Genomic DNA, 17,752 nt, shown 5'->3' with positions numbered 1-17,752 from the left:
CGCTCTCCACACTCCCGCTCCCTCCGTTCGCGCCGTCGGGGCCGGGCCGCACCGGACGGACGCCCGAGGCGCAGGCCTTCCCCGCAGTCCCGGTCCGGCATCCGCTGCCCGCCACGGGCGCGCGGCGCGGCACGCGGGAGCGATCCCGACGCCGCGACGGTAATGGCGCGGCCGGCCCCGGGCAAGGCGGAGGGGGCGGGCAGCGAGGGCGGAAGGGCCGTGCCTGCGCCCGCGCCGCCCGCGCCCCGGCCTGGCCGGGGCCGCCGGCGCGCGCCGCTCAGTCGGCGAGCAGGGTCAGGCTCTCCGCCGGGATGGTCAGCGTGCCGGGCGCGTTCAGCGTCGCCGGCGTGCCGAGCGCGGACCAGGTGAGCGGGTTGCCGCCGGCGGGGGCGTCGAACAGGCCGATATGGGTGAGCGTGCCGACCGCGGCGGTGAAGCTGAAGCGGATCGCCGCGGCGTTGCGCTGCGTCCCGCTGCCGGTGAAGGCGACCGGCTGGCGTGCGTAGCCGGCGCCGACCGGCTCGCCGGTCAGGCCGCTTGCGTCCGAGCCGCCGGTGCCGAGGCCGAGCCACACCGCGGCGGGCAGCGCCGGCTGGCGGCCGACGAGGGCGCGGGCGAGCAGGTCCTTCGCGTAGTCGGTGAGGGCGGTCATGGGCGTGCCTCCTCGCGCCGGCCGGTCAGGACACCACCGTGCCGTCCGGCCAGCGCCAGGTCGTGCCGTCGCTGACGGCGAGGCGGCGATTGCCGGCACCGTTCGCGACATAGATCAGGCAGCGCGGGAACCCGGCGGCGGTTGGCAAGGCGCCGACGGCGTAGGAGGGGATCTGGATCGGCGCGCCGGCGAGGATCGCGCCCCCGCCCTTAGCCGCGAGAGAGAGGCTCACATTCGCGTCCGTCCCGGTCGCTGCGATGCCCGGCGCCGACCCCGCTGCGGCACCGTTGATCTGCACCGCGTTCGCGGTGCCAGCGGGCGCGACGGCGGCCTGGCTCGCCTTGCCGTTGGTCCCGGTATTGACCAGCGGCCCGCCGTTGCCGTTGGCGACGACCGGGGGGGTACCGAGGAACACCTGGTTCGCCGTCCCGGCGCCGGAGTCCGCGATGTGCAGCGCCGCCGAGCCGTCGTTGAGCGTGTTGAACCGTTCGCAGCGCAGCGCGAACACGTCCAGCCGGTTGCCCTGGCCTCCGATGCGGATGGCGTGCGACTCGCAGGCCTCGACCCGAAGATTGCCGACCTGGATCTGGGCGTTGCTGCCGTCGAGGCGCAGGCCGGAGGAGCCGGCGAGCGGCGCGCCGGCCCCGTTGATCAGCTCGCCCTGCGTGGTCAGGCAGGCGATCTGCCCGGTGACGCCGTCGCCCTCGACCCAGACGCCGTATTTGGCGAAGTCGGCATAGCCCTTGCCGAGGTAGAACTTGGTCGTCACCCCCGCGGCCGAGGAGGCGAGGCGGACCACGCTGCGGCAGGCGAGGCCGAAGATGTCGTCGAGGAAGACGCCATCGCAGCGGCGCAGCACCAGGCAATCGGTGTTCGCCTGCTGCCAGCGCAGCACATCCGTGTCTCCCGTCCAGAAGGGCCAGAAGTGGACGTGCTGCAGGCGCGCGACGTCGTAGCAGCGGTCGACCTCGACGCCGACCGTGAACACCTGGCCGCGCAGGCGCTGGATGTTCAGGCGCCCCGAGTTGTCGCAGAAGATCCCGCGGTTGACGGCGCACAGGAAGACGTTCTCGAAGTCCACCGCGCCGTAGCAGTCCACCACCCGGAACACGAAGGGATAGTCGGTCGGCGCCCAGGACGGGTCCTGCGCCGCGGTGTGGGTCTGGCGCACCGCGAGATCGCGCACCGCCGAGCCGCGCGCCCCGAGGCCGGTGAAGGTGAAGGGCGTGAAGCCTGTGGTGTCGAGGAGGATCCAGGTGCCGTCCGCGGCGTCCGGGCCTTCGGTGTAGCCCGCGCCCTGAAGCACGACCGAGACGTCGTTGATGACGACCGGCGAGGCGATCCGGTAGTGCCGCGGGCCGAACAGCAGCGTGCCGCCGCCGGCGGCGGCGAGCGCGTCGATCGCGGCCTGGATCGCCGGGCCGTCGTCGGCCACGCCGTTGCCGGCGGCGCCGAAGTCGCGCACATGCACGGGCCGGTCGGCGAGGAGGCCTGCGCGCAGGCCGGCGAGGCTGGTGCGGCGGGTCACCGGGACGTTCCCGATCCCCTGCACGATCGGCAGGAGGTCGGCCTCGGTCGGGGTGGTGGCGGCGGGAAGCGCGGTGATCTTGGTGTCCGACATCGCGTGGGGGTCCTGTTGCAGGGAAACGGGGATGCGACGGGCGGCCGGCGCGCCTGGGCGGATCGCGCGCGGCCCGGGGCGGCCGGGAGGGCGCATCCGCTCGCCGACGGCGACGGTCCTAGAGCAGAAGCGCCACGCCCTGTTCGGTCAGCAGCAGACCGCCCTGCTCGAGCAGCAGGCGACCGGGAAGGACGGCCGAGAAGGGCGGCGAGAGCGCGACCATCGTCGGGTCGGCGGCATCCGCGGCGCGGACGCGGTAGCCGTCGCCGGGGGCGGGGGCCGGGAAGCTCGCCGCGGCGATGCCGCCGGCGACCGGCACGGTCTGGGCGGGGGCGGCCGCCGCGCCGGTCTGATCGAGCAGGCCGAAGACGACGGCGGCGATCGGGCCGGCCACGGTCGCGGTGGCGACGACCTCCTGGCCGGCGACGACGATGCCGGGCAGCGGTGCGAGTACGATCGCGCGCACGACCGCGTCCGCGGCCTGGCTCAGGTCGATCACCTGCGTCGCCGAGCGGATGAGCGCGAGCCCGGCGGCCGCGCTGTCGAGGGTGAGGCCGGCCGCGGCGGTGCCGTCGGCGCGGATGGGCACCAGGGCGGTCGCGTCCGCCGCCTGCACGATCAGCACGTCGCCCGCGTGCAGGCGATCGGCCACCGGGGCGAAGTACCCGGGGGCGAGCACCGCGGCCCGGGAGTCGGCGGTGCGGTAGTGCCAGAGCGAGAAGCCGTTGGCCTGGGTGAGCACGGTCAGGCCCAGCGCGTCGAAGGGCATGGGAGCCTCCCGGGTTCAGCCGCCGGCCGGCGCGGCGGCGCGGCGCGGGGCCGGCCGCGCGGCGGGGGCGGCGCTGGGGGCAGGGTGGGTCACGCGGGGATCATCTCCTCGGGCATCGCCGCCGGCCGGGCGCGGGATCGCCCGCCGCGCGCGGGCGCGGACGGGCAGGCGTGCGCCCGGCCGGACGGACGGATTGTCGGGTGAGGGGAGGGGCCGAAGCGGGCGCGATACGCCCCTTGGCCCGCCCTCGATACGCCGGGGCGGGGGGCGCAGTCAAGGAAATTATTCCTGGGGCTCAGCCCGCCGCGGCGCCGCGTGTTACAAGCCTCGCGCCCGCGAGAGACCGCGAATCGACCGCCGCCTGCGCCAGGAAGCCCGCCGATGCCCCGCCACCCCGCCGCGCCGCCGCCATCGCCGCCCCTGCGGGAGGCGGGACTGCCGGGGCGGCGCCGCGCCGCGCTGGCGGTGCTGCTCGCGCTGTGCGTCTGCGCCGCGGCGCTCGCCTCGCCGCCTGCCGCCCGGCGCGCCCCGGCGCAGCCCGCGCCGGTGCTCAACGTGTACAACTGGAGCGACTACATAGACCCGGAGGTGCTGCGGCGCTTCACGCGCGAGACCGGCATCCGCGTGCGCTACGACGTCTACGACAGCCTGGAGACGCTGGAGGCGAAGCTCTCCGCCGGCCGCTCCGGCTACGACATCATCGTGCCGACGAGCGAGCCGACCTTCGCGCGCCTGGTCCGCGCCGGCGCGCTGCGGCCGCTCGACCCGGCGCGGATCCCGAATCTCGCCAACCTCGACCCGGGGCTGATGAGCAAGGTGGCGCGGACCGATCCGGGGAACCGGCACGGCGCGATCTACCTGTGGGGCACGACCGGGCTCGGCATGCGCGTGGACCAGGTGCGCGCGCTGGCGCCGGATGCGCCGCGCGACAGCCTCGGCCTGCTGCTGCAGCCAGAGAACGCGCGGCGGCTCGCGCGCTGCGGCATCATGGTGATGGACAGCGCGACCGACGTGCTGCCCAGCGTGCTGCACTGGCTCGGCCGCGACCCGGACAGCGCCGACCCCGCCGACCTGCGCGCGGCGGAGCAGGCGCTGATGGCGATCCGCCCCTATCTGCGCGCGATCCCGGGCTCGGGCGCGATCGTGGACGCGCTGGCGACCGGGGAGGTGTGCCTCGCGCTCACCTACTCCGGCGACGCGATCCAGGCCGCGGTGCGGGCGCGCGCGGCCGGGCGCGGCATCGAGATCGCCTATGCCGCCCCGCGCGAAGGAGCGCAGCTCGCCTTCGACATGCTGGCGATCCCGGCCGACGCGCCCAACCCCGAGGCGGCGATGGCGTTCATCGATTTCGTGCTGCGGCCGGAGATCATCGCCGCCATCACCAACCACACGCGCTATCCGAACGCGGTGCCGGCCTCGCGCCCGCTGCTCGCGCCCGAGGTGCGCGACGACCCGAACGTCTATCCGCCGGAATCGGTGCTCGCCAACAGCTTCGTCGCCGGCACGCCGTCGCCGGCGGCGGAGCGGTTGCGCGCGCGGCTGTGGAGCCGCTTCAAGGCGGGGCGCTAGGACCGTTGTCCTTGCTGCGCGCCGAAGGGGTGGCGAAGCGCTACGGCGCGACGGTCGCGCTCGAGGGGCTCGACCTCGCCATCGCACCGGGCGAGTTCTTCGCCCTGCTCGGCGGCTCGGGCTCGGGGAAGACGACCCTGCTGCGCCTGGTCGCCGGGTTCGAGACGCCGGACGCGGGCCGGCTGCTGCTGGAGGGGCGGGATCTCGTCCCGCTGCCGCCTTATCGGCGGCCGGTGGCGATGATGTTCCAGAACTACGCGCTGTTCCCGCATCTCGATGTGTTCGACAACGTCGCCTACGGCTTGCGCCGCGCCGGCGTCCCCTCCGCGGAGCTCCGGCGGCGGGTGGCCGAGGCGCTGGCCCTGGTGCGGCTCGCGGGGCTGGAGCGCCGCCGGCCGCACCGGCTCTCCGGCGGCCAGAGGCAGCGCGTGGCGCTCGCGCGCAGCCTGGTGGTGCGTCCGCGCCTGCTGCTGCTCGACGAGCCGCTCGCCGCGCTCGACGCCGGCCTGCGCGAAGCGACCGGGTTCGAGCTGCGCGCCCTGCAGCGGGCGACCGGCGCGGCCTTCGTGATGGTGACGCACGACCAGGCGGAGGCGATGGCACTCGCCGACCGCATCGGCGTGCTCGAGCGCGGGCGGCTGGTGCAGGTCGGCCCGCCGCGGGAGGTGTACGAGCGGCCGGCGACGCGCTTCGTCGCGACCTTCCTCGGCGGGGCGAACCTGCTCGCGGGGACGGTGCGGGCGGACGGCGGCGTGGACTGCGCCGAGGCCGGCTGCGTGCTACGCCCCGCCGCGCCGCTCGCGCGGCCCGCCGGCAGTGCCGTCACGCTGGCGCTGCGACCGGAACGGGTGCGGATGCGGCCCGAGGCGGCGGACCGGGCGGCGGCCGCGGAGGGGGAGGGGCCGAACGCGACGCGCGGCACGGTCGTCGAGATCGCCTATCGCGGCGAGCTTTCCACCTGCCTCGTGCGGCTCGACGGCGGGACGGCGCTGCGCGTCTCGCGCCCGAGTGCCGAGGGCGTGCCGGCGCGCGGGACGCGCGTCGCGCTCGCCTGGCCCGGCGAGGCGCTGACGGTGCTGGCCGACTGATGCGCCGCCTCGCCGTCCTCGCGCCGGCCTCGGCCTGGCTCGCGCTGTTCGTCGCCGCCCCGGCCGTGGTGCTGCTCGGGATCGCGCTCGGCGAGGCGGATGCGGGCGTGCCGCCCTTCCGCCCGCCGTTCGCCGCGGACGGCACGTGGCAGGGGAGCTTCGCCAACTTCGCCACCGTCCTCACCGATCCGTTCTACCGCGACGCCTTCCTGCGCTCGCTGGTCGTCGCCTTCGCCACCGCCTCGCTCTGCCTGCTGATCGCCTATCCGATGGCGCTCGCCATCGCGCGCGTGCCGGAGGCGCGGCGGACGCCGCTCCTGCTCGCCGTACTGCTGCCCTTCTGGACCGGCTTCCTGATCCGGGTCGGCGCCTGGATCGGGCTCCTGCGCGACGCGGGCTGGCTCAACGGCGTGCTGCGCGCGCTCGGCCTGATCGAGGCGCCGCTGCCGCTGCTCTACTCGGATCTCGCCATGTATCTCGGCATGGTCCACGCCTATCTGCCCTTCGCCGTGCTCCCGCTCCACGCCGTCCTGGCGCGGCGCGATCCGGCGCTCGAGGAGGCGGCGGCCGGCCTCGGCGCGCGGCCGGCGACGGTGTTCCTCACCGTGACGCTGCCGCTCTCCGCGCCCGGGGCGGCGGCGGCCTTCCTGCTCGTCTTCATCCCGGCGGCGGGGGAGTTCGTGATCCCCGACCTGCTGGGTCCTCCGGAGGCGCAGCTCGTCGGCCGCGTGCTGTGGGGGGAGTTCTTCCAGAACCGCGACTGGCCGCTCGCCGCGGCGCTCGCCGTCGTGCTGCTCGCCCTCCTGATCCTGCCGCTGCGGCTGTTCCAGCGGCTGGAGGCGCGGCCGTGAGCGTCGCGCGCCTCGGCCTCCGGCTCGGCCTCGGCTTCCTCTACCTGCCGATCGTGCTGCTGGTCGCCTACGCCTTCAGCGCCGACCGCATCCCGTTCCAGTGGGGCGGCTTCTCGCTGCGCTGGTTCCGCGCCCTCGCCGAGGACGAGCGGCTGGTCGAGGCGGCGCTGCTCTCGCTTCGCGTCGCCGCCGGGGCGGCGACGCTCGCCGTGCTGGTGGGCGGCCTCGCCGGCTTCGCGCTGGCGCGCTTCGGTCCGTTCCGCGGCCGCGCCCTGTTCGGCGCGCTGATCGGCGCGCCGCTGGTGCTGCCGGAGGTGGTGACTGGCCTCTCGCTCCTGCTGCTGTTCGTCGCGCTCGAGGGCGCGATCGGCTGGCCCGCCGGCCGCGGCGCGTTGACCGTGCTGCTCGCCCACGCCACGCTCGGCGCGGCCTATGTCGCGGTGGTGGTGCAGGCGCGGCTCGCCGAGGCCGACCGCAGCCTGGAGGAGGCGGCGCTCAATCTCGGCGCCACGCCCTTCGTCGCCTTCCGCACCGTGACGCTGCCGCTGATGGCGCCCTCGCTGTTCGCCGGCTGGCTGCTCGCCTTCACCCTCTCGCTCGACGACGTGGTGCTGGCGAGCTTCGTCTCCGGCCCGGCGGGGACGACCCTGCCGATGGTGCTGTTCTCCAGGCTCAAGCTCGGCCTGACGCCGGAGGTGAACGCGCTGGGGGCGGTGATCGTGGCGGTGGCGGCGGCGGCGCTGGGGCTCGCCGCCCTGGTGCTCGCGCGGGTTGATGCGCGGCGGGGCGGCGGCTAGGTTCGCGGCCTCTCCGCCAGCGCCCGGACCCGCCATGAGCCTGATCGCCGACCGCCTCAACCGCATATCCCCCTCGCTCACCATCGCCATGACGACCAAGGCGCGGGCGCTGAAGGCGGCAGGGAAGGACGTGATCGGGCTGGCCGCCGGCGAGCCCGATTTCGACACCCCGCGCAACGTCAAGGACGCGGCGATCGCCGCGATCGATCGCGGCGAGACCAAGTACACCGACACCGCCGGCACGCCGGAGCTGCGCCGCGCCGTCTGCGAGAAGTTCCGCCGCGACCACGGCATCGAATACCGCCCCGAGGAGGTGATCGTCTCCACCGGCGGCAAGCAGGTGATCTTCAACGCGCTGCTCGCCACCATCAACCCGGGCGACGAGGCGATCATCCCCGCACCCTGCTGGGTGAGCTACCCGGACATCGTGAGCCTCGCCGAGGGCAGGCCGGTGATCGTCCCCTGCGGCCAGAACCGGGGCTTCAAGCTCGGCGCCGAGCAGCTCGAGGCGGCGATCACCCCGCGCACCAAGTGGCTGATCCTCAACAACCCCTGCAATCCGACCGGCGCCGCCTACAGCGCCGAGGAGCTGCGCCCGCTCTGCGACGTGCTGCTGCGCCATCCGGACGTCTGGATCTTCTCCGACGACATCTACGAGAAGCTCGCCTATGACGGCTTCCGCCCGGCGACCGTGGTCGAGGTCGAGCCGCGGCTCAAGGCCCGCACCGTCACCATGAACGGCTGCTCCAAGGCCTACGCCATGACCGGCTGGCGCATCGGCTTCGCCGGCGCGCCGGTCGAGCTGATCAAGGCGATGGACAAGCTCCAGAGCCAGAGCACCTCCAATCCCTCCTCGATATCGCAGGCGGCGGCGGTCGAGGCGCTGACCGGCCCGCAGGACTCGATCGAGGAGATGCGCAAGGTCTACCAGCGCCGCCGCGACCTGGTGGTGGCGATGCTGAACGAGGCGCCGGGCCTCTACTGCCACAAGCCGGAGGGCGCGTTCTACGTCTTCCCCTCGATGCAGGGCTGCATCGGTAGGACGACGGCGGGCGGGCGGAGGATCGGCAGCGACGAGGACTTCGTGCTGGCGCTGCTCGAGGAGGAGGGGGTGGCCTGCGTGCACGGCGCCGCCTTCATGTTCCCCGGCCACTTCCGCATCAGCTACGCCACCGACGACGCCTCGCTGAAGGAGGCCTGCACGCGCATCCAGCGCTTCTGCCGCGGGATGCGCTGAGCCTCCGGCCGCCTGGGGAGAGACGCCGGCATGCCCGCCCTCGCCGAACGCCTGAAGAAGGTCTCGATCTCCGCCTCGGTCGTGATGACGGTGAAGGGGCGCGAGCTGGCGGCGAAGGGCGTCAAGGTGATCAGCCTCACCGCCGGCGAGCCCGACTTCCCGACGCCGGCCCATGCGGTCGAGGCGGCGCACCAGGCGGCGCTCCGCGGCGACACCAAGTATCCGCCGCAGGACGGCACCCCCGCCCTCAAGGCCGCGGTGCAGCGCAAGTTCCGGCGCGACAACAACCTCGACTACGCGCTCGACGAGATCCTGATCGGCAACGGCGGCAAGCAGATCATCCACAGCGCGATGATGGCCACCTGCGATCCCGGCGACGAGGTGGTGATCCCCGCCCCCTTCTGGATCAGCTACGCCGAGATCGCGAAGATCCCGGGCGGCGTCCCGGTGCTCGTCCCCTGCCCGCAGAACAACGGCTTCCGCCTGCGCCCCGAGGATCTGGAGGCCGCCATCACCCCGCGCACCAAGTGGGTGCTGCTGAACTTCCCCAACAACCCGACCGGCGCCGCCTGCACCCGGCAGGAGATGCGGGCGATCGCCGAGGTGCTGCTGCGGCACCCGCATGTCTGGGTGCTGAGCGACGACATGTACGAGCACCTGATCTACGACGGCTTCGGGTTCTGCACCATTGCCGAGGTCGAGCCGCGCCTCAGGGAGCGCACGCTGACCGTCAACGGCGTCTCCAAGACCTACGCCATGACCGGCTGGCGCATCGGCTTCGGCGCCGGGCCGCGGCCGCTGATCAAGGCCATGCTCACCCTGCAGGGCCAGGCGACCGCCGGGGTCTGCACCGTCGCCCAGGCGGCGGCGGCGGCGGCGCTCGACGGCCCGCAGGACCTGATCCGCGAGCGCCAGGCGATCTACCAGGCGCGCCGCGACCTGGTGGTGGAGCTGCTGAACCAGGCCGAGGGCATCGCCTGCCACAAGCCGGAGGGCGCGTTCTACGTCTTCCCCAACATCGCCGGCTGCCTCGGCAAGACCAGCCGCGGCGGGCGGCGGATCGAGACCGACACCGACTTCGCCCTCGCGCTGCTCGAGGAGAAGCACGTCGCGACGGTGCAGGGCGCCGCCTACGGCATGAGCCCCTATCTCCGCATCTCCTACGCCACCGACACCGAAAGCCTGCGCGAGGCCTGCGCCCGCATCCAGGAGTTCTGCCGCGAGCTGCGGTGAGCGCCCCCGTTCTGCGCCCCGGGCGGGACGACGACGCCCCGGGCTTCATCGCGCTGATCGGCGCCTGCTGGGCCGAGTATCCGGGCTGCGTGCTCGACGTGGACGGCGAGCTGCCGGAGCTGCGCGCGCTCGCCACCCATTTCGCCGGCCGGGGCGGCGCCCTCTGGGCCGCGGAGCGCGCGGGGCGCATCGTCGGGATGGTGGGCGCGCAGCCGCTGCCCGGGGACGACGCCTGGGAGATCTGCCGCATGTACGTCGCGGCGGAGGAGCGCGGCACCGGCCTCGCCGACCGCCTGCTCGGCGCCGCGGAGGCGCATGCCCGGGCCGCCGGCGCGCGGCGCCTCGTGCTCTGGTCGGACACGCGCTTCGAGCGCGCGCACCGCTTCTACGAGAAGCACGGCTATGTGCGCGCGGGCCCGATCCGCGTGCTCGGCGACCTCTCGAACTCGCTCGAGTTCCGCTACGCCAAGCCCGCGCACGGCCTGGCGGTGGAGGTGCTGGACGCCGCCGCCGCCGCCTCGGCCGGGCGGTGCCTCGGCGGGATCCTGACCGCCTGCGTCGCGGCCGGCGCCCCGCTGTCCTTCCTTCCGCCGCTCGCGCCGGAGCGGGCGCGCGCCCACTGGCGCCAGGTCGCGGCCGAGGTGGCGGCCGGGAAGCGCGTGCTGCTGGCGGCGTGGCGCGACGGCGCGATGGCGGGCACGGTGCAGCTTGACCTCGGCGCGCCGGAGAGCCAGCCGCACCGGGCGGAGATCGCCGGGCTCCTGGTGCATCCCGCCGCGCGCCGCCGCGGCGTGGCGCGCATGCTGCTGCGGCGGGCGGAACAGGCGGCGGCCGAGCGCGGCCGGCGCCTGCTCACCCTGCCCGCCCCGGCGGACGGCGCGGCGGAGGCGCTCTGCCGGGCGCTCGGCTGGCAGGAGGCGGGCCGCATCCCCGGCTGCGTGCTGGACGCCGACCGGATCACGCTCCGCGACGCGGCGATCTTCTGGCGGCGGCTCGCGTGATCGCGGCGCGTCCCGCCGTCCCCGGCGCGGCGCCTACTCCAGCGTGATCCCGGCCTCGCGGATGACGCGCCCGAGTGTCGCGATCTCGCGCCGCGCCACCTCGTCCATCTGCTCGACGGTGAGCGGGCGCAGGATCACGCCGCCCTCCTCGGCGCGGCGCCGCACCTCGGGCAGCCCGGTCGCGGAGCGCATGGCGGCGTTGATGCGCTCGATGATCTCCCGCGGCGTGCCGGCGGGAGCGAAGATGGCGAACCAGGCGTCCACGACGAAGCCGGGCAGGCCGGCCTCCGCCGTCGTCGGCACGTCGGGCAGCGCGGCGATGCGGTTGGCGCTCGCGATCGCCAGCGCCTTCACGCGCCCGGCCTGGGCGAGGGCGATGGCGGAGGAGGGGGTGGTGATGAACAGCTCCACCCGGCCGCCGGCCACGTCCTGCAGCGCCGGCGCCGCGCCGCGATAGGGCACGTGCACCATCTCGGTCCCGATGGCGCGCGCGAGCAGCACGCCCGCGATGTGCTGGATCGAGCCGCTGCCGGAGGAGGCGTAGTTCAGCTTCCCCGGATTGGCGCGGGCGTGGGCGATCAGCTCGGCGAGCGTGTTCACCGGCAGGTTCGGCGCGGCGAAGATGCCGTGTGGCGCCACCGTCGCCATGCCGACCGGCGCGAGGTCCCGGACCGGGTCCCAGGGCAGGTTCCGCATCATTGCCGGGTTGCCGGCGTGATAGCCGTTGTACTGCAGGAGCAGCGTGTGCCCGTCCGGCGCGGAGCGCACGACATGCTGGATGGCGATGTTGCCGTTCGCGCCGGGGCGGTTGTCGATGATTACCGTCGTGCCGAGCGCGCGCGCGAGCGGCTCCTGGTAGAGCCGCGCGGCGAAGTCGGTGCCGCCGCCGGGCGGGTTCGGGACCACGATGGTGATCGGCCGGTTCGGCCAGGCGCCGCCCGGCGCGGTCTGGGCGCGGGCGGAGAGCGTCCGCGCGCCGAGCAGCGCGCCTGCGGCGCCTGCGGCCAGGCCGCGCCGGGTCGGTCGGGACATCGCGTTCCTCCTCTTGTCGGTTGACAACGGGCCTATCGCCCGCGCGCCGGCCGGGCAAGGGGCCAGGACGGCCCGCGCCGCGTCGCGTTGTTGCGCAATCGCCGCGCATCCTGCCGCCGCGCCGCCCGCGGCGACAGGCCCGGTCCGGATCGGGCCGGGGCGGGGACGCGCGGCCGCCGGGAGGCGCGGCGGCGCGCGCCGCCCCCCCGCTCCGTGCCGGCTCCGGCCGCGGTTCCGGCTACGCTGGCGCCATGCCGCGCCGCGCGCCTCTCCTGTTCGGCCTCGCGCTGCTTGCCGTCGCCCTCGGGGTGCTGCTGCGGCTCGGCCTGCATCGCGACCGGCTCGAACCGGCGCCGTCCTCGCCCGCACCGGGGCCGGTGGCGGCGCTGCAGGGGGCGGCGCGCGTGGTGGACGGGGACACGCTCGAGGTCATGGGCCGGCGCGTGCGGCTGTACGGCATCGACGCGCCGGAGAGCGACCAGGACTGCGAGCGCGACGGGCGCGCTTATGCCTGCGGCGCCGCGGCGGCGCGCGCGCTGGCGGACCTCGTGGCCGGGCGCGAGGTGCGCTGCGCCGGCCGCGGGGAGGACCGCTACGGGCGGACCATCGCCGTCTGCCGCGCTAACGGCACCGATCTCGGCGAGGCGATGGTCCGGTCCGGCTGGGCGGTGGCGTTCCGCCGCTACGCGGAGGACTACGCGGCGGCGGAAACCGCTGCCCGCCGGGAGGGGCGCGGCCTCTGGGCCGGGCGGTTCGAGGCGCCGGAGGACTGGCGGCGGAGGCGCCCGCCCGGCCGCTGAGCGCCGGCGAAGCGGCGCGGCGCAGGGCGCACCGCCACCCGCCCGTCGCGGCCGCGCGACGGCGCCCTATTCCGCCGCCGCCCGCCGCCGGCTGCGCGCGTACTGCAGCAGCGCGTCGTCGGCCACCGGCTCGATCGGCGTGAAGTCGCGATGCGCGATCCATTCCGGCCGGGTCGGCCTGCGGATGTGGTTGGAGACCGCGTTCAGCGTCAGATAGACGATCTTGCGCGGATAGGGCGTGATGTTCGGCGCCGAGCCGTGCACCAGGTTGCCGTGGAACATCAGCATCCCGCCCGGCCTGCCGGTCGGGGCGACTATCCCGCCCGCCTCCACCAGCCGCGTCACCGTCGCCTCGTCGAGCGTCCAGAGCGGGTAGGAGGTGGTCTCGGTGTCGTGCCCGGCCTCCAGCACGCCGTGGCGGTGGCTGCGCGGGATCAGCATCAGCGGGCCGTTGATCGGCATCACCTCGTCGAGGAAGACGGAGATGTTCATCGCCCGCGGCTCCGGCATGCCGTCGTCGCGCGCCCAGGTGCCGTAGTCCTGGTGCCATTGCCAGACGTCGCCGGTGAAGGCGGCCTTCGCGTTGATCTTGAACTGGTGCATGTAGAGCTTCTCGCCGAACACCTGCTCGATCGGCTCGATCATGCGCGGATGGGCGGCGAGGATGCGGAACGCCTCGTTGTAGGTGTGGGCGGCGAAGGCGGTGCGCGGGGCGCCGGACTTCTCGCGCCAGATCTCGGGGCGGTTCTCGCGGTAGATCGCCTCGGCCTCCTCGCGCAGCACGGCGATCTCCTCGGGCGAGAAGATCTCCGGCAGGAACAGCCAGCCCTCGGTGTGGAATTGCTGCAGCTGGGCGTCGGTGAGCCGCATGGGCGTTGCCTCCCTCATCGGCCCTCGGGCCGGCGGATCACGCCGGGCCGGAGCGGCGGAGCCGAGCATAGACCGGCCGCAGCAGGAAGGGGTTGAGAAACAGCGGAACCTGGAAGAGCGCCAGGAACAGCGCGATGCCGGGCTCCGTCGTCGCCGGCAGCACCGCGAGGTAGAGCGCCGAATTGCGGTTGCCGGCGACCAGCCCGGCGGAGAGGGCGAGGTGCCGGCCCGCCGGGGCGAAGGCGAGGGCGGTCGCCAGGTTGAGGCCGAAATTCGCGACGAAGGCGAGGGCCAGTCCGCCCGCGACCCAGAGCGGATCGGCAAGCAGGCGGGCCTGGACGCCGTCCATCACCGCGACGCCGAACACGCACACCGTCAGCACCGCGGCCCCGTCCACCGCGGCGCCCCAGCGGGCGAGCCGCTCCGGCCCGGCGAGGCGGCGGAGCGCGAGCGAGGCGAGCAGCGGCAGCCCGACCACCAGGGCGAGGCGCAGCATCAGCGCCCCGACCGGGATGGCGAGGTCGAGCCCGAGCAGGCCGAGCGCCAGCGGCGGCGCGGTGAAGGGCACGAGCAGGGTGGAGAGCACCACCAGCACCAGGGCGATCTCCGCGTCCAGCCCCACGAGGCGGGCGAAGGCCGGCGCCGAGGTGATGGCGCAGCCGGCCGCGACCACCACCACCCCCGCCCCGAGCGGGCCGTCGAGCCCGGCGAGCCGCACCAGGCCGTGCGCCAGCACCGGCGCGGCGAGCATCATCCAGGCGAGCAGCGCCGCGATCAGCAGCGGCCGCCGCAGCAGCGCGCCGAGCCGGCCGAAATCCACGCGCAACAGCACGAGGGTGAGCAGCGTCACCACCACCGGCGTCACCAGGGCGCGCGCCGCCGCGGCGAGGGGCGGAAGGGCGAGCCCCAGCGCGACGCTGAGGGCGAGCAGCACGCTGCCGCGCCAGGCGGCCCATTCCAGGAGGCGACGGAACATGCGCGGTCGGACGGCGGCAGCGGTTGGAGGAGTTCGCGCGCCGTTCTATATCGCCCTTCGTGCCTGCGCCATCCACGCCGTTCCCCGCCGCGCCCTCCCCGGCCGCCCCGCCGGGGCTGCCCGACTACCTCGCGCGCCTCAACCCCGAGCAGCGCGCGGCGGTGGAGGCGCTGGACGGCCCGCTGCTGGTGCTCGCCGGCGCCGGCACCGGCAAGACCCGGGTGCTGACCACGCGCTTCGCGCACCTGCTGGTCACCCGCCGCGCCTTCCCCTCGCAGGTGCTGGCCGTCACCTTCACCAACAAGGCGGCGCGCGAGATGCGGGAGCGCGTCTCCGCCATCATCGGCCGGCCGGCCGAGGGGCTGTGGCTCGGCACCTTCCACGCGCTCGGCGCGCGCATGCTGCGCCGGCACGCGGAACATGTCGGGCTGAAGAGCAACTTCACCATCCTCGACACCGACGACCAGATGCGCCTTCTGAAGCAGGTGATGGAGGCCGCGGGCGTGGACCTCAGGCGCTGGCCCGCGCCGGGGCTGATGGCGCTGCTGCAGCGCTGGAAGGACCGCGGCCTGACGCCGGAGCGCGTGACGCCCGCCGAGGACTCGGACTACGCCAACGGCCGCGCCCGCGCCCTCTACGCCGCCTACCAGCAGCGCCTGCGCGACCTGAACGCGGCCGACTTCGGCGACCTGCTGCTGCACACGACGGAGATCCTGCGCACCGAGCCGGAGGTGCTGGCGCAGTACCACCGCGCCTTCCGCTACATCCTGGTGGACGAGTACCAGGACACCAACCTGGTGCAGTACCTGTGGCTGCGCCTGCTCGCCCAGGGGCACGGCAACATCTGCTGCGTCGGCGACGACGACCAGTCCATCTACTCCTGGCGCGGCGCGGAGATCGAGAACATCCTCCGCTTCGAGAGGGACTTCCCGGACGCGCGGGTGGTGCGCCTCGAGCGCAACTACCGCTCGACGCGCCCGATCCTCGCCGCCGCCGCGGGCCTGATCGCGCACAACCGGAGCCGGCTCGGCAAGACGCTGCGGCCCGGGCGCGACGATGCCGAGGGCGAGAAGGTGCAGGTGGTCGCCCTCTGGGACTCCGAGGAGGAGGCGCGGATGGTGGGCGAGCGCATCGAGGCCGCGCAGCGCGCCGGGCATCCGCTGTCCGAGATCGCCATCCTGGTGCGCGCCGGCTTCCAGACCCGCGCTTTCGAGGAGCGGCTGATCGCCCTCGGCATCCCCTACCGCGTGGTCGGCGGCGCCAGGTTCTACGAGCGCGAGGAGGTCCGCGACGCGCTGGCCTACATGCGCGTCCTCGTCCAGCCGGCGGACGATCTCGCCTTCGAGCGCATCGTCAACAAGCCGAAGCGCGGCCTCGGCGATTCCGCGCTGCGCGCGCTGCACGAACGCGCGCGCCTCGAGCGGAGCCCTCTTGCCGTCGCCGCCGAGCGCCTCGCCTTCTCGGCCGAGGGGCTGCGCCCGCGGCCGCGCCAGGCGCTCGCCGAGCTGATGCGCGGCTTCGCCCGCTGGCGCGAGCAGCTCCGGCGCGACGGGCATGTCGCGACCGTCGCCGCCATGCTCGACGAGAGCGGCTACACCGAGATGTGGAAGCAGGACCGCTCGCCGGAGGCGCCGGGGCGGCTCGAGAACCTCAAGGAGCTGCTGCGCGCCCTCGGCGAGTTCGAGTCGCTCGCCGGCTTCCTCGACCACGTCGCGCTGGTGATGGAGAACGACGAGCAGGCGGAGGGCGAGCGGGTCGCGCTGATGACGCTGCATGCGGCGAAAGGGCTGGAGTTCGACATGGTCTTCCTGCCCGGCTGGGAGGAAGGGCTGTTCCCCTCGCAGCGGGCGCTCGACGAGGGCGGGGAGAAGGCGCTCGAGGAGGAGCGGCGCCTCGCCTATGTGGGGCTCACCCGCGCGCGCAAGGTGGCGGTGGTGAGCCACGCGGCGAACCGGCGCGTCTACGGCAACTGGACCGCCGCGATCCCCAGCCGCTTCCTCGACGAGCTGCCCGAGGAGCATGTCGAGAAGGCCGGCGGGGCGGCGCTCGAGCGCCAGCGCGCCGCGGGCGCCGCGAGCATGTTCGCCGGGCCGCTTGCCCTCGCCGCCCGCCGCCCGCCGCCGCGCATCTACGAGACCGGATCGTGGGAGATCGCCGAGCGCCCGCCGCGCGCCGAGCCCATCGCCGTGGGCGAGCGCGTGTTTCACCAGAAATTCGGCTACGGCCGCGTCCTCGCGGTGGAGGAGGATCGGCTCGACATCGCCTTCGACAAGGCGGGCACCAAGCGCGTGCTCGACCGCTTCGTGGAGAAGGCGTGATGCGCGCCGACGGGCCGTCCCCGACGCCGCTCTCGCGCCGCCGCGCCGAGCCGCTGGAGCTGCTCTCGATCGAGGGCCTCCCGGAGTCCGCGGTGCCGGCCTTCGAGGCCGCCCTGCAGACGGTCTGCGCCACCGTCGCCTACATCCGCGACGAGGCGAGCGACACCTGGCGCGTCGAGGGCGTGCGCGAGGCGGGGGCCGGCGAGGAGACGCTCCAGCCGGCGCTGGCGCTGGCCGCCGCCGCCGCGGGCATCGCGCCGCCGCCGCTCTCGGCGGAACCGATCGCGGCGGAGGGCTGGCTCGAGCGCAGCGCCGAGAGCTTCCCGGAGCAGCCGATCGGCGCGCGCTTCCTGATCCGGCCGACGCATCTGCCGGACCGGCGGACCCCCGGCCGCATCGTGCTGCGCCTCGACGCCGGCCTCGCCTTCGGCAGCGGCGAGCACGCCTCGACGCGGGGCTGCCTGATCGCCTTCGAGCGGCTGGCGAACAGCCGCCGGCCGCGGCGCGTGCTCGACCTCGGCGCCGGCTCCGGCATCCTCGCCATCGCCGCGGCGAAGCGCCTGCGCCGCCCCGTGCTCGCCACCGACATCGAGCCCTGGAGCGTGCGCGTCGCCGCCGACAACGCGCGCCGCAACGGCGTCGCCGGGCTGGTGCGCGTCGCGCTCGCCGACGGCTGGCGGCACCGCGCCGTGCGCGCGGGCGCGCCCTACGACCTCGTCTTCGCCAACATCCTGGCCCGCCCGCTCTGCGCCATGGCGAGGGATCTGGCCCGGCATCTCGCGCCCGGCGGCGCGGCGATCCTCGCCGGGCTGCTCGGCGCGCAGGCGCGCTGGGTGCTGGCGGCGCACCGGCGCCAGGGGCTCCGCCTCGCCATGCGGCTCGACATCGGCCCCTGGACGACGCTGGTGCTGCGCAAGGGGAACGGCGGCTGAGCGCCG

16 protein-coding genes are annotated in these 17,752 nt (G+C 74.9%); 10 read left to right on the top strand and 6 right to left on the bottom strand.

Annotated elements, in window-relative coordinates; all coding sequences use genetic code 11:
- Positions 1–277: 277 nt before the first annotated feature.
- From K1J50_RS00180 to K1J50_RS00170, 3 genes are all read right to left on the bottom strand, one after another.
- On the bottom strand, positions 278–652 hold the full coding sequence (locus K1J50_RS00180; RefSeq protein ID WP_220115411.1) for a phage tail fiber protein: 375 nt from the start codon (positions 650–652) through the stop codon (positions 278–280).
- Between the two features lie 25 nt (positions 653–677).
- On the bottom strand, positions 678–2,273 hold the full coding sequence (locus tag K1J50_RS00175) for a glycosyl hydrolase family 28-related protein (RefSeq protein WP_220115410.1): 1,596 nt from the start codon (positions 2,271–2,273) through the stop codon (positions 678–680).
- 118 nt (positions 2,274–2,391) lie between these two features.
- Positions 2,392–3,042 carry a hypothetical protein gene (locus K1J50_RS00170; protein WP_220115409.1) on the bottom strand — a complete coding sequence of 217 codons (651 nt, stop codon included), beginning with the start codon at positions 3,040–3,042 and terminating at the stop codon, positions 2,392–2,394.
- A gap of 381 nt (positions 3,043–3,423) precedes the next feature.
- Between K1J50_RS00170 and K1J50_RS00165 the strand changes: the two genes are divergently transcribed.
- Genes K1J50_RS00165 through K1J50_RS00135 form a run of 7 tightly spaced genes read left to right on the top strand, consistent with a single transcriptional unit; the run spans position 3,424 to position 10,818 of the window.
- Positions 3,424–4,611, top strand: coding sequence for an extracellular solute-binding protein (locus tag K1J50_RS00165; RefSeq protein WP_220115408.1), 1,188 nt, complete (start codon positions 3,424–3,426; stop codon positions 4,609–4,611).
- 11 nt (positions 4,612–4,622) lie between these two features.
- Positions 4,623–5,699, top strand: a complete 1,077-nt coding sequence (locus tag K1J50_RS00160) for an ABC transporter ATP-binding protein (protein WP_255574760.1) — start codon at positions 4,623–4,625, stop codon at positions 5,697–5,699.
- Positions 5,699–6,550, top strand: a complete 852-nt coding sequence (locus K1J50_RS00155; protein ID WP_220115406.1) for an ABC transporter permease — start codon at positions 5,699–5,701, stop codon at positions 6,548–6,550. The genes K1J50_RS00160 and K1J50_RS00155 overlap by 1 nt, the downstream gene beginning before the upstream one ends.
- Positions 6,547–7,347: an ABC transporter permease subunit gene (locus tag K1J50_RS00150; RefSeq protein WP_220115405.1), complete on the top strand. Its 801-nt coding sequence runs from the start codon at positions 6,547–6,549 to the stop codon at positions 7,345–7,347. The genes K1J50_RS00155 and K1J50_RS00150 overlap by 4 nt, the downstream gene beginning before the upstream one ends.
- Positions 7,348–7,381: 34 nt before the next feature.
- On the top strand, positions 7,382–8,584 hold the full coding sequence (locus tag K1J50_RS00145) for a pyridoxal phosphate-dependent aminotransferase (RefSeq protein ID WP_220115404.1): 1,203 nt from the start codon (positions 7,382–7,384) through the stop codon (positions 8,582–8,584).
- A 30-nt stretch (positions 8,585–8,614) separates the two neighbouring features.
- A complete protein-coding gene (locus K1J50_RS00140; RefSeq protein ID WP_220115403.1) occupies positions 8,615–9,817 on the top strand; it encodes a pyridoxal phosphate-dependent aminotransferase in 1,203 nt (400 codons plus the stop codon).
- Positions 9,814–10,818, top strand: a complete 1,005-nt coding sequence (locus K1J50_RS00135) for a GNAT family N-acetyltransferase (protein ID WP_369413491.1) — start codon at positions 9,814–9,816, stop codon at positions 10,816–10,818. Before K1J50_RS00140 ends, K1J50_RS00135 begins: the two co-directional genes overlap by 4 nt.
- 33 nt (positions 10,819–10,851) lie before the next feature.
- Here the strand turns inward: K1J50_RS00135 and K1J50_RS00130 are convergent, their stop codons facing one another.
- Positions 10,852–11,850 carry a Bug family tripartite tricarboxylate transporter substrate binding protein gene (locus K1J50_RS00130; RefSeq protein ID WP_220115402.1) on the bottom strand — a complete coding sequence of 333 codons (999 nt, stop codon included), beginning with the start codon at positions 11,848–11,850 and terminating at the stop codon, positions 10,852–10,854.
- 251 nt (positions 11,851–12,101) lie between these two features.
- Here K1J50_RS00130 and K1J50_RS00125 point away from each other — a divergent pair, with 251 nt between their 5' ends.
- The gene (locus K1J50_RS00125; RefSeq protein ID WP_220115401.1) at positions 12,102–12,650 is read left to right on the top strand and encodes a thermonuclease family protein; all 549 of its coding nucleotides are present in this window, start codon (positions 12,102–12,104) and stop codon (positions 12,648–12,650) included.
- Between the two features lie 66 nt (positions 12,651–12,716).
- Here the strand turns inward: K1J50_RS00125 and K1J50_RS00120 are convergent, their stop codons facing one another.
- Entirely contained in the window at positions 12,717–13,520 is an 804-nt protein-coding gene (locus tag K1J50_RS00120; protein WP_220115400.1) for a phytanoyl-CoA dioxygenase family protein, read from the bottom strand.
- Between the two features lie 37 nt (positions 13,521–13,557).
- Positions 13,558–14,496, bottom strand: coding sequence for a hypothetical protein (locus K1J50_RS00115; protein ID WP_220115399.1), 939 nt, complete (start codon positions 14,494–14,496; stop codon positions 13,558–13,560).
- A 59-nt stretch (positions 14,497–14,555) separates the two neighbouring features.
- On the opposite strand from K1J50_RS00115, the gene K1J50_RS00110 reads away from it, so the two are divergent.
- Together K1J50_RS00110 and K1J50_RS00105 are read left to right on the top strand one after the other, a co-directional pair.
- Entirely contained in the window at positions 14,556–16,814 is a 2,259-nt protein-coding gene (locus K1J50_RS00110; protein ID WP_408869353.1) for an ATP-dependent helicase, read from the top strand.
- Complete coding sequence (locus K1J50_RS00105) at positions 16,814–17,746, top strand: 50S ribosomal protein L11 methyltransferase (protein ID WP_220115398.1); 933 nt, start codon at positions 16,814–16,816, stop codon at positions 17,744–17,746. The genes K1J50_RS00110 and K1J50_RS00105 overlap by 1 nt, the downstream gene beginning before the upstream one ends.
- Positions 17,747–17,752 lie beyond the last annotated feature (6 nt).

It is taken from the genome of Caldovatus aquaticus (assembly GCF_019458025.1).
Taxonomy (GTDB): Bacteria; Pseudomonadota; Alphaproteobacteria; order Acetobacterales; family Acetobacteraceae; genus Caldovatus; species Caldovatus aquaticus.
The sequence above is the reverse complement of the archived record's forward strand: the minus strand, read 5'-3'. Positions and strand labels throughout refer to the sequence as shown.

Bases quoted from the DNA above. Each gene is read 5' to 3' on its own strand.
- K1J50_RS00180 (WP_220115411.1), bottom strand. From the start codon at position 652: ATGACCGCCCTCACCGACTACGCGAAGGACCTGCTCGCCCGCGCCCTC.
- K1J50_RS00175 (WP_220115410.1), bottom strand. From the start codon at position 2,273: ATGTCGGACACCAAGATCACCGCGCTTCCCGCCGCCACCACCCCGACC.
- K1J50_RS00170 (WP_220115409.1), bottom strand. From the start codon at position 3,042: ATGCCCTTCGACGCGCTGGGCCTGACCGTGCTCACCCAGGCCAACGGC.
- K1J50_RS00165 (WP_220115408.1), top strand. From the start codon at position 3,424: ATGCCCCGCCACCCCGCCGCGCCGCCGCCATCGCCGCCCCTGCGGGAG.
- K1J50_RS00155 (WP_220115406.1), top strand. From the start codon at position 5,699: ATGCGCCGCCTCGCCGTCCTCGCGCCGGCCTCGGCCTGGCTCGCGCTG.
- K1J50_RS00145 (WP_220115404.1), top strand. From the start codon at position 7,382: ATGAGCCTGATCGCCGACCGCCTCAACCGCATATCCCCCTCGCTCACC.
- K1J50_RS00140 (WP_220115403.1), top strand. From the start codon at position 8,615: ATGCCCGCCCTCGCCGAACGCCTGAAGAAGGTCTCGATCTCCGCCTCG.
- K1J50_RS00130 (WP_220115402.1), bottom strand. From the start codon at position 11,850: ATGTCCCGACCGACCCGGCGCGGCCTGGCCGCAGGCGCCGCAGGCGCG.
- K1J50_RS00125 (WP_220115401.1), top strand. From the start codon at position 12,102: ATGCCGCGCCGCGCGCCTCTCCTGTTCGGCCTCGCGCTGCTTGCCGTC.
- K1J50_RS00120 (WP_220115400.1), bottom strand. From the start codon at position 13,520: ATGCGGCTCACCGACGCCCAGCTGCAGCAATTCCACACCGAGGGCTGG.
- K1J50_RS00115 (WP_220115399.1), bottom strand. From the start codon at position 14,496: ATGTTCCGTCGCCTCCTGGAATGGGCCGCCTGGCGCGGCAGCGTGCTG.
- K1J50_RS00105 (WP_220115398.1), top strand. From the start codon at position 16,814: ATGCGCGCCGACGGGCCGTCCCCGACGCCGCTCTCGCGCCGCCGCGCC.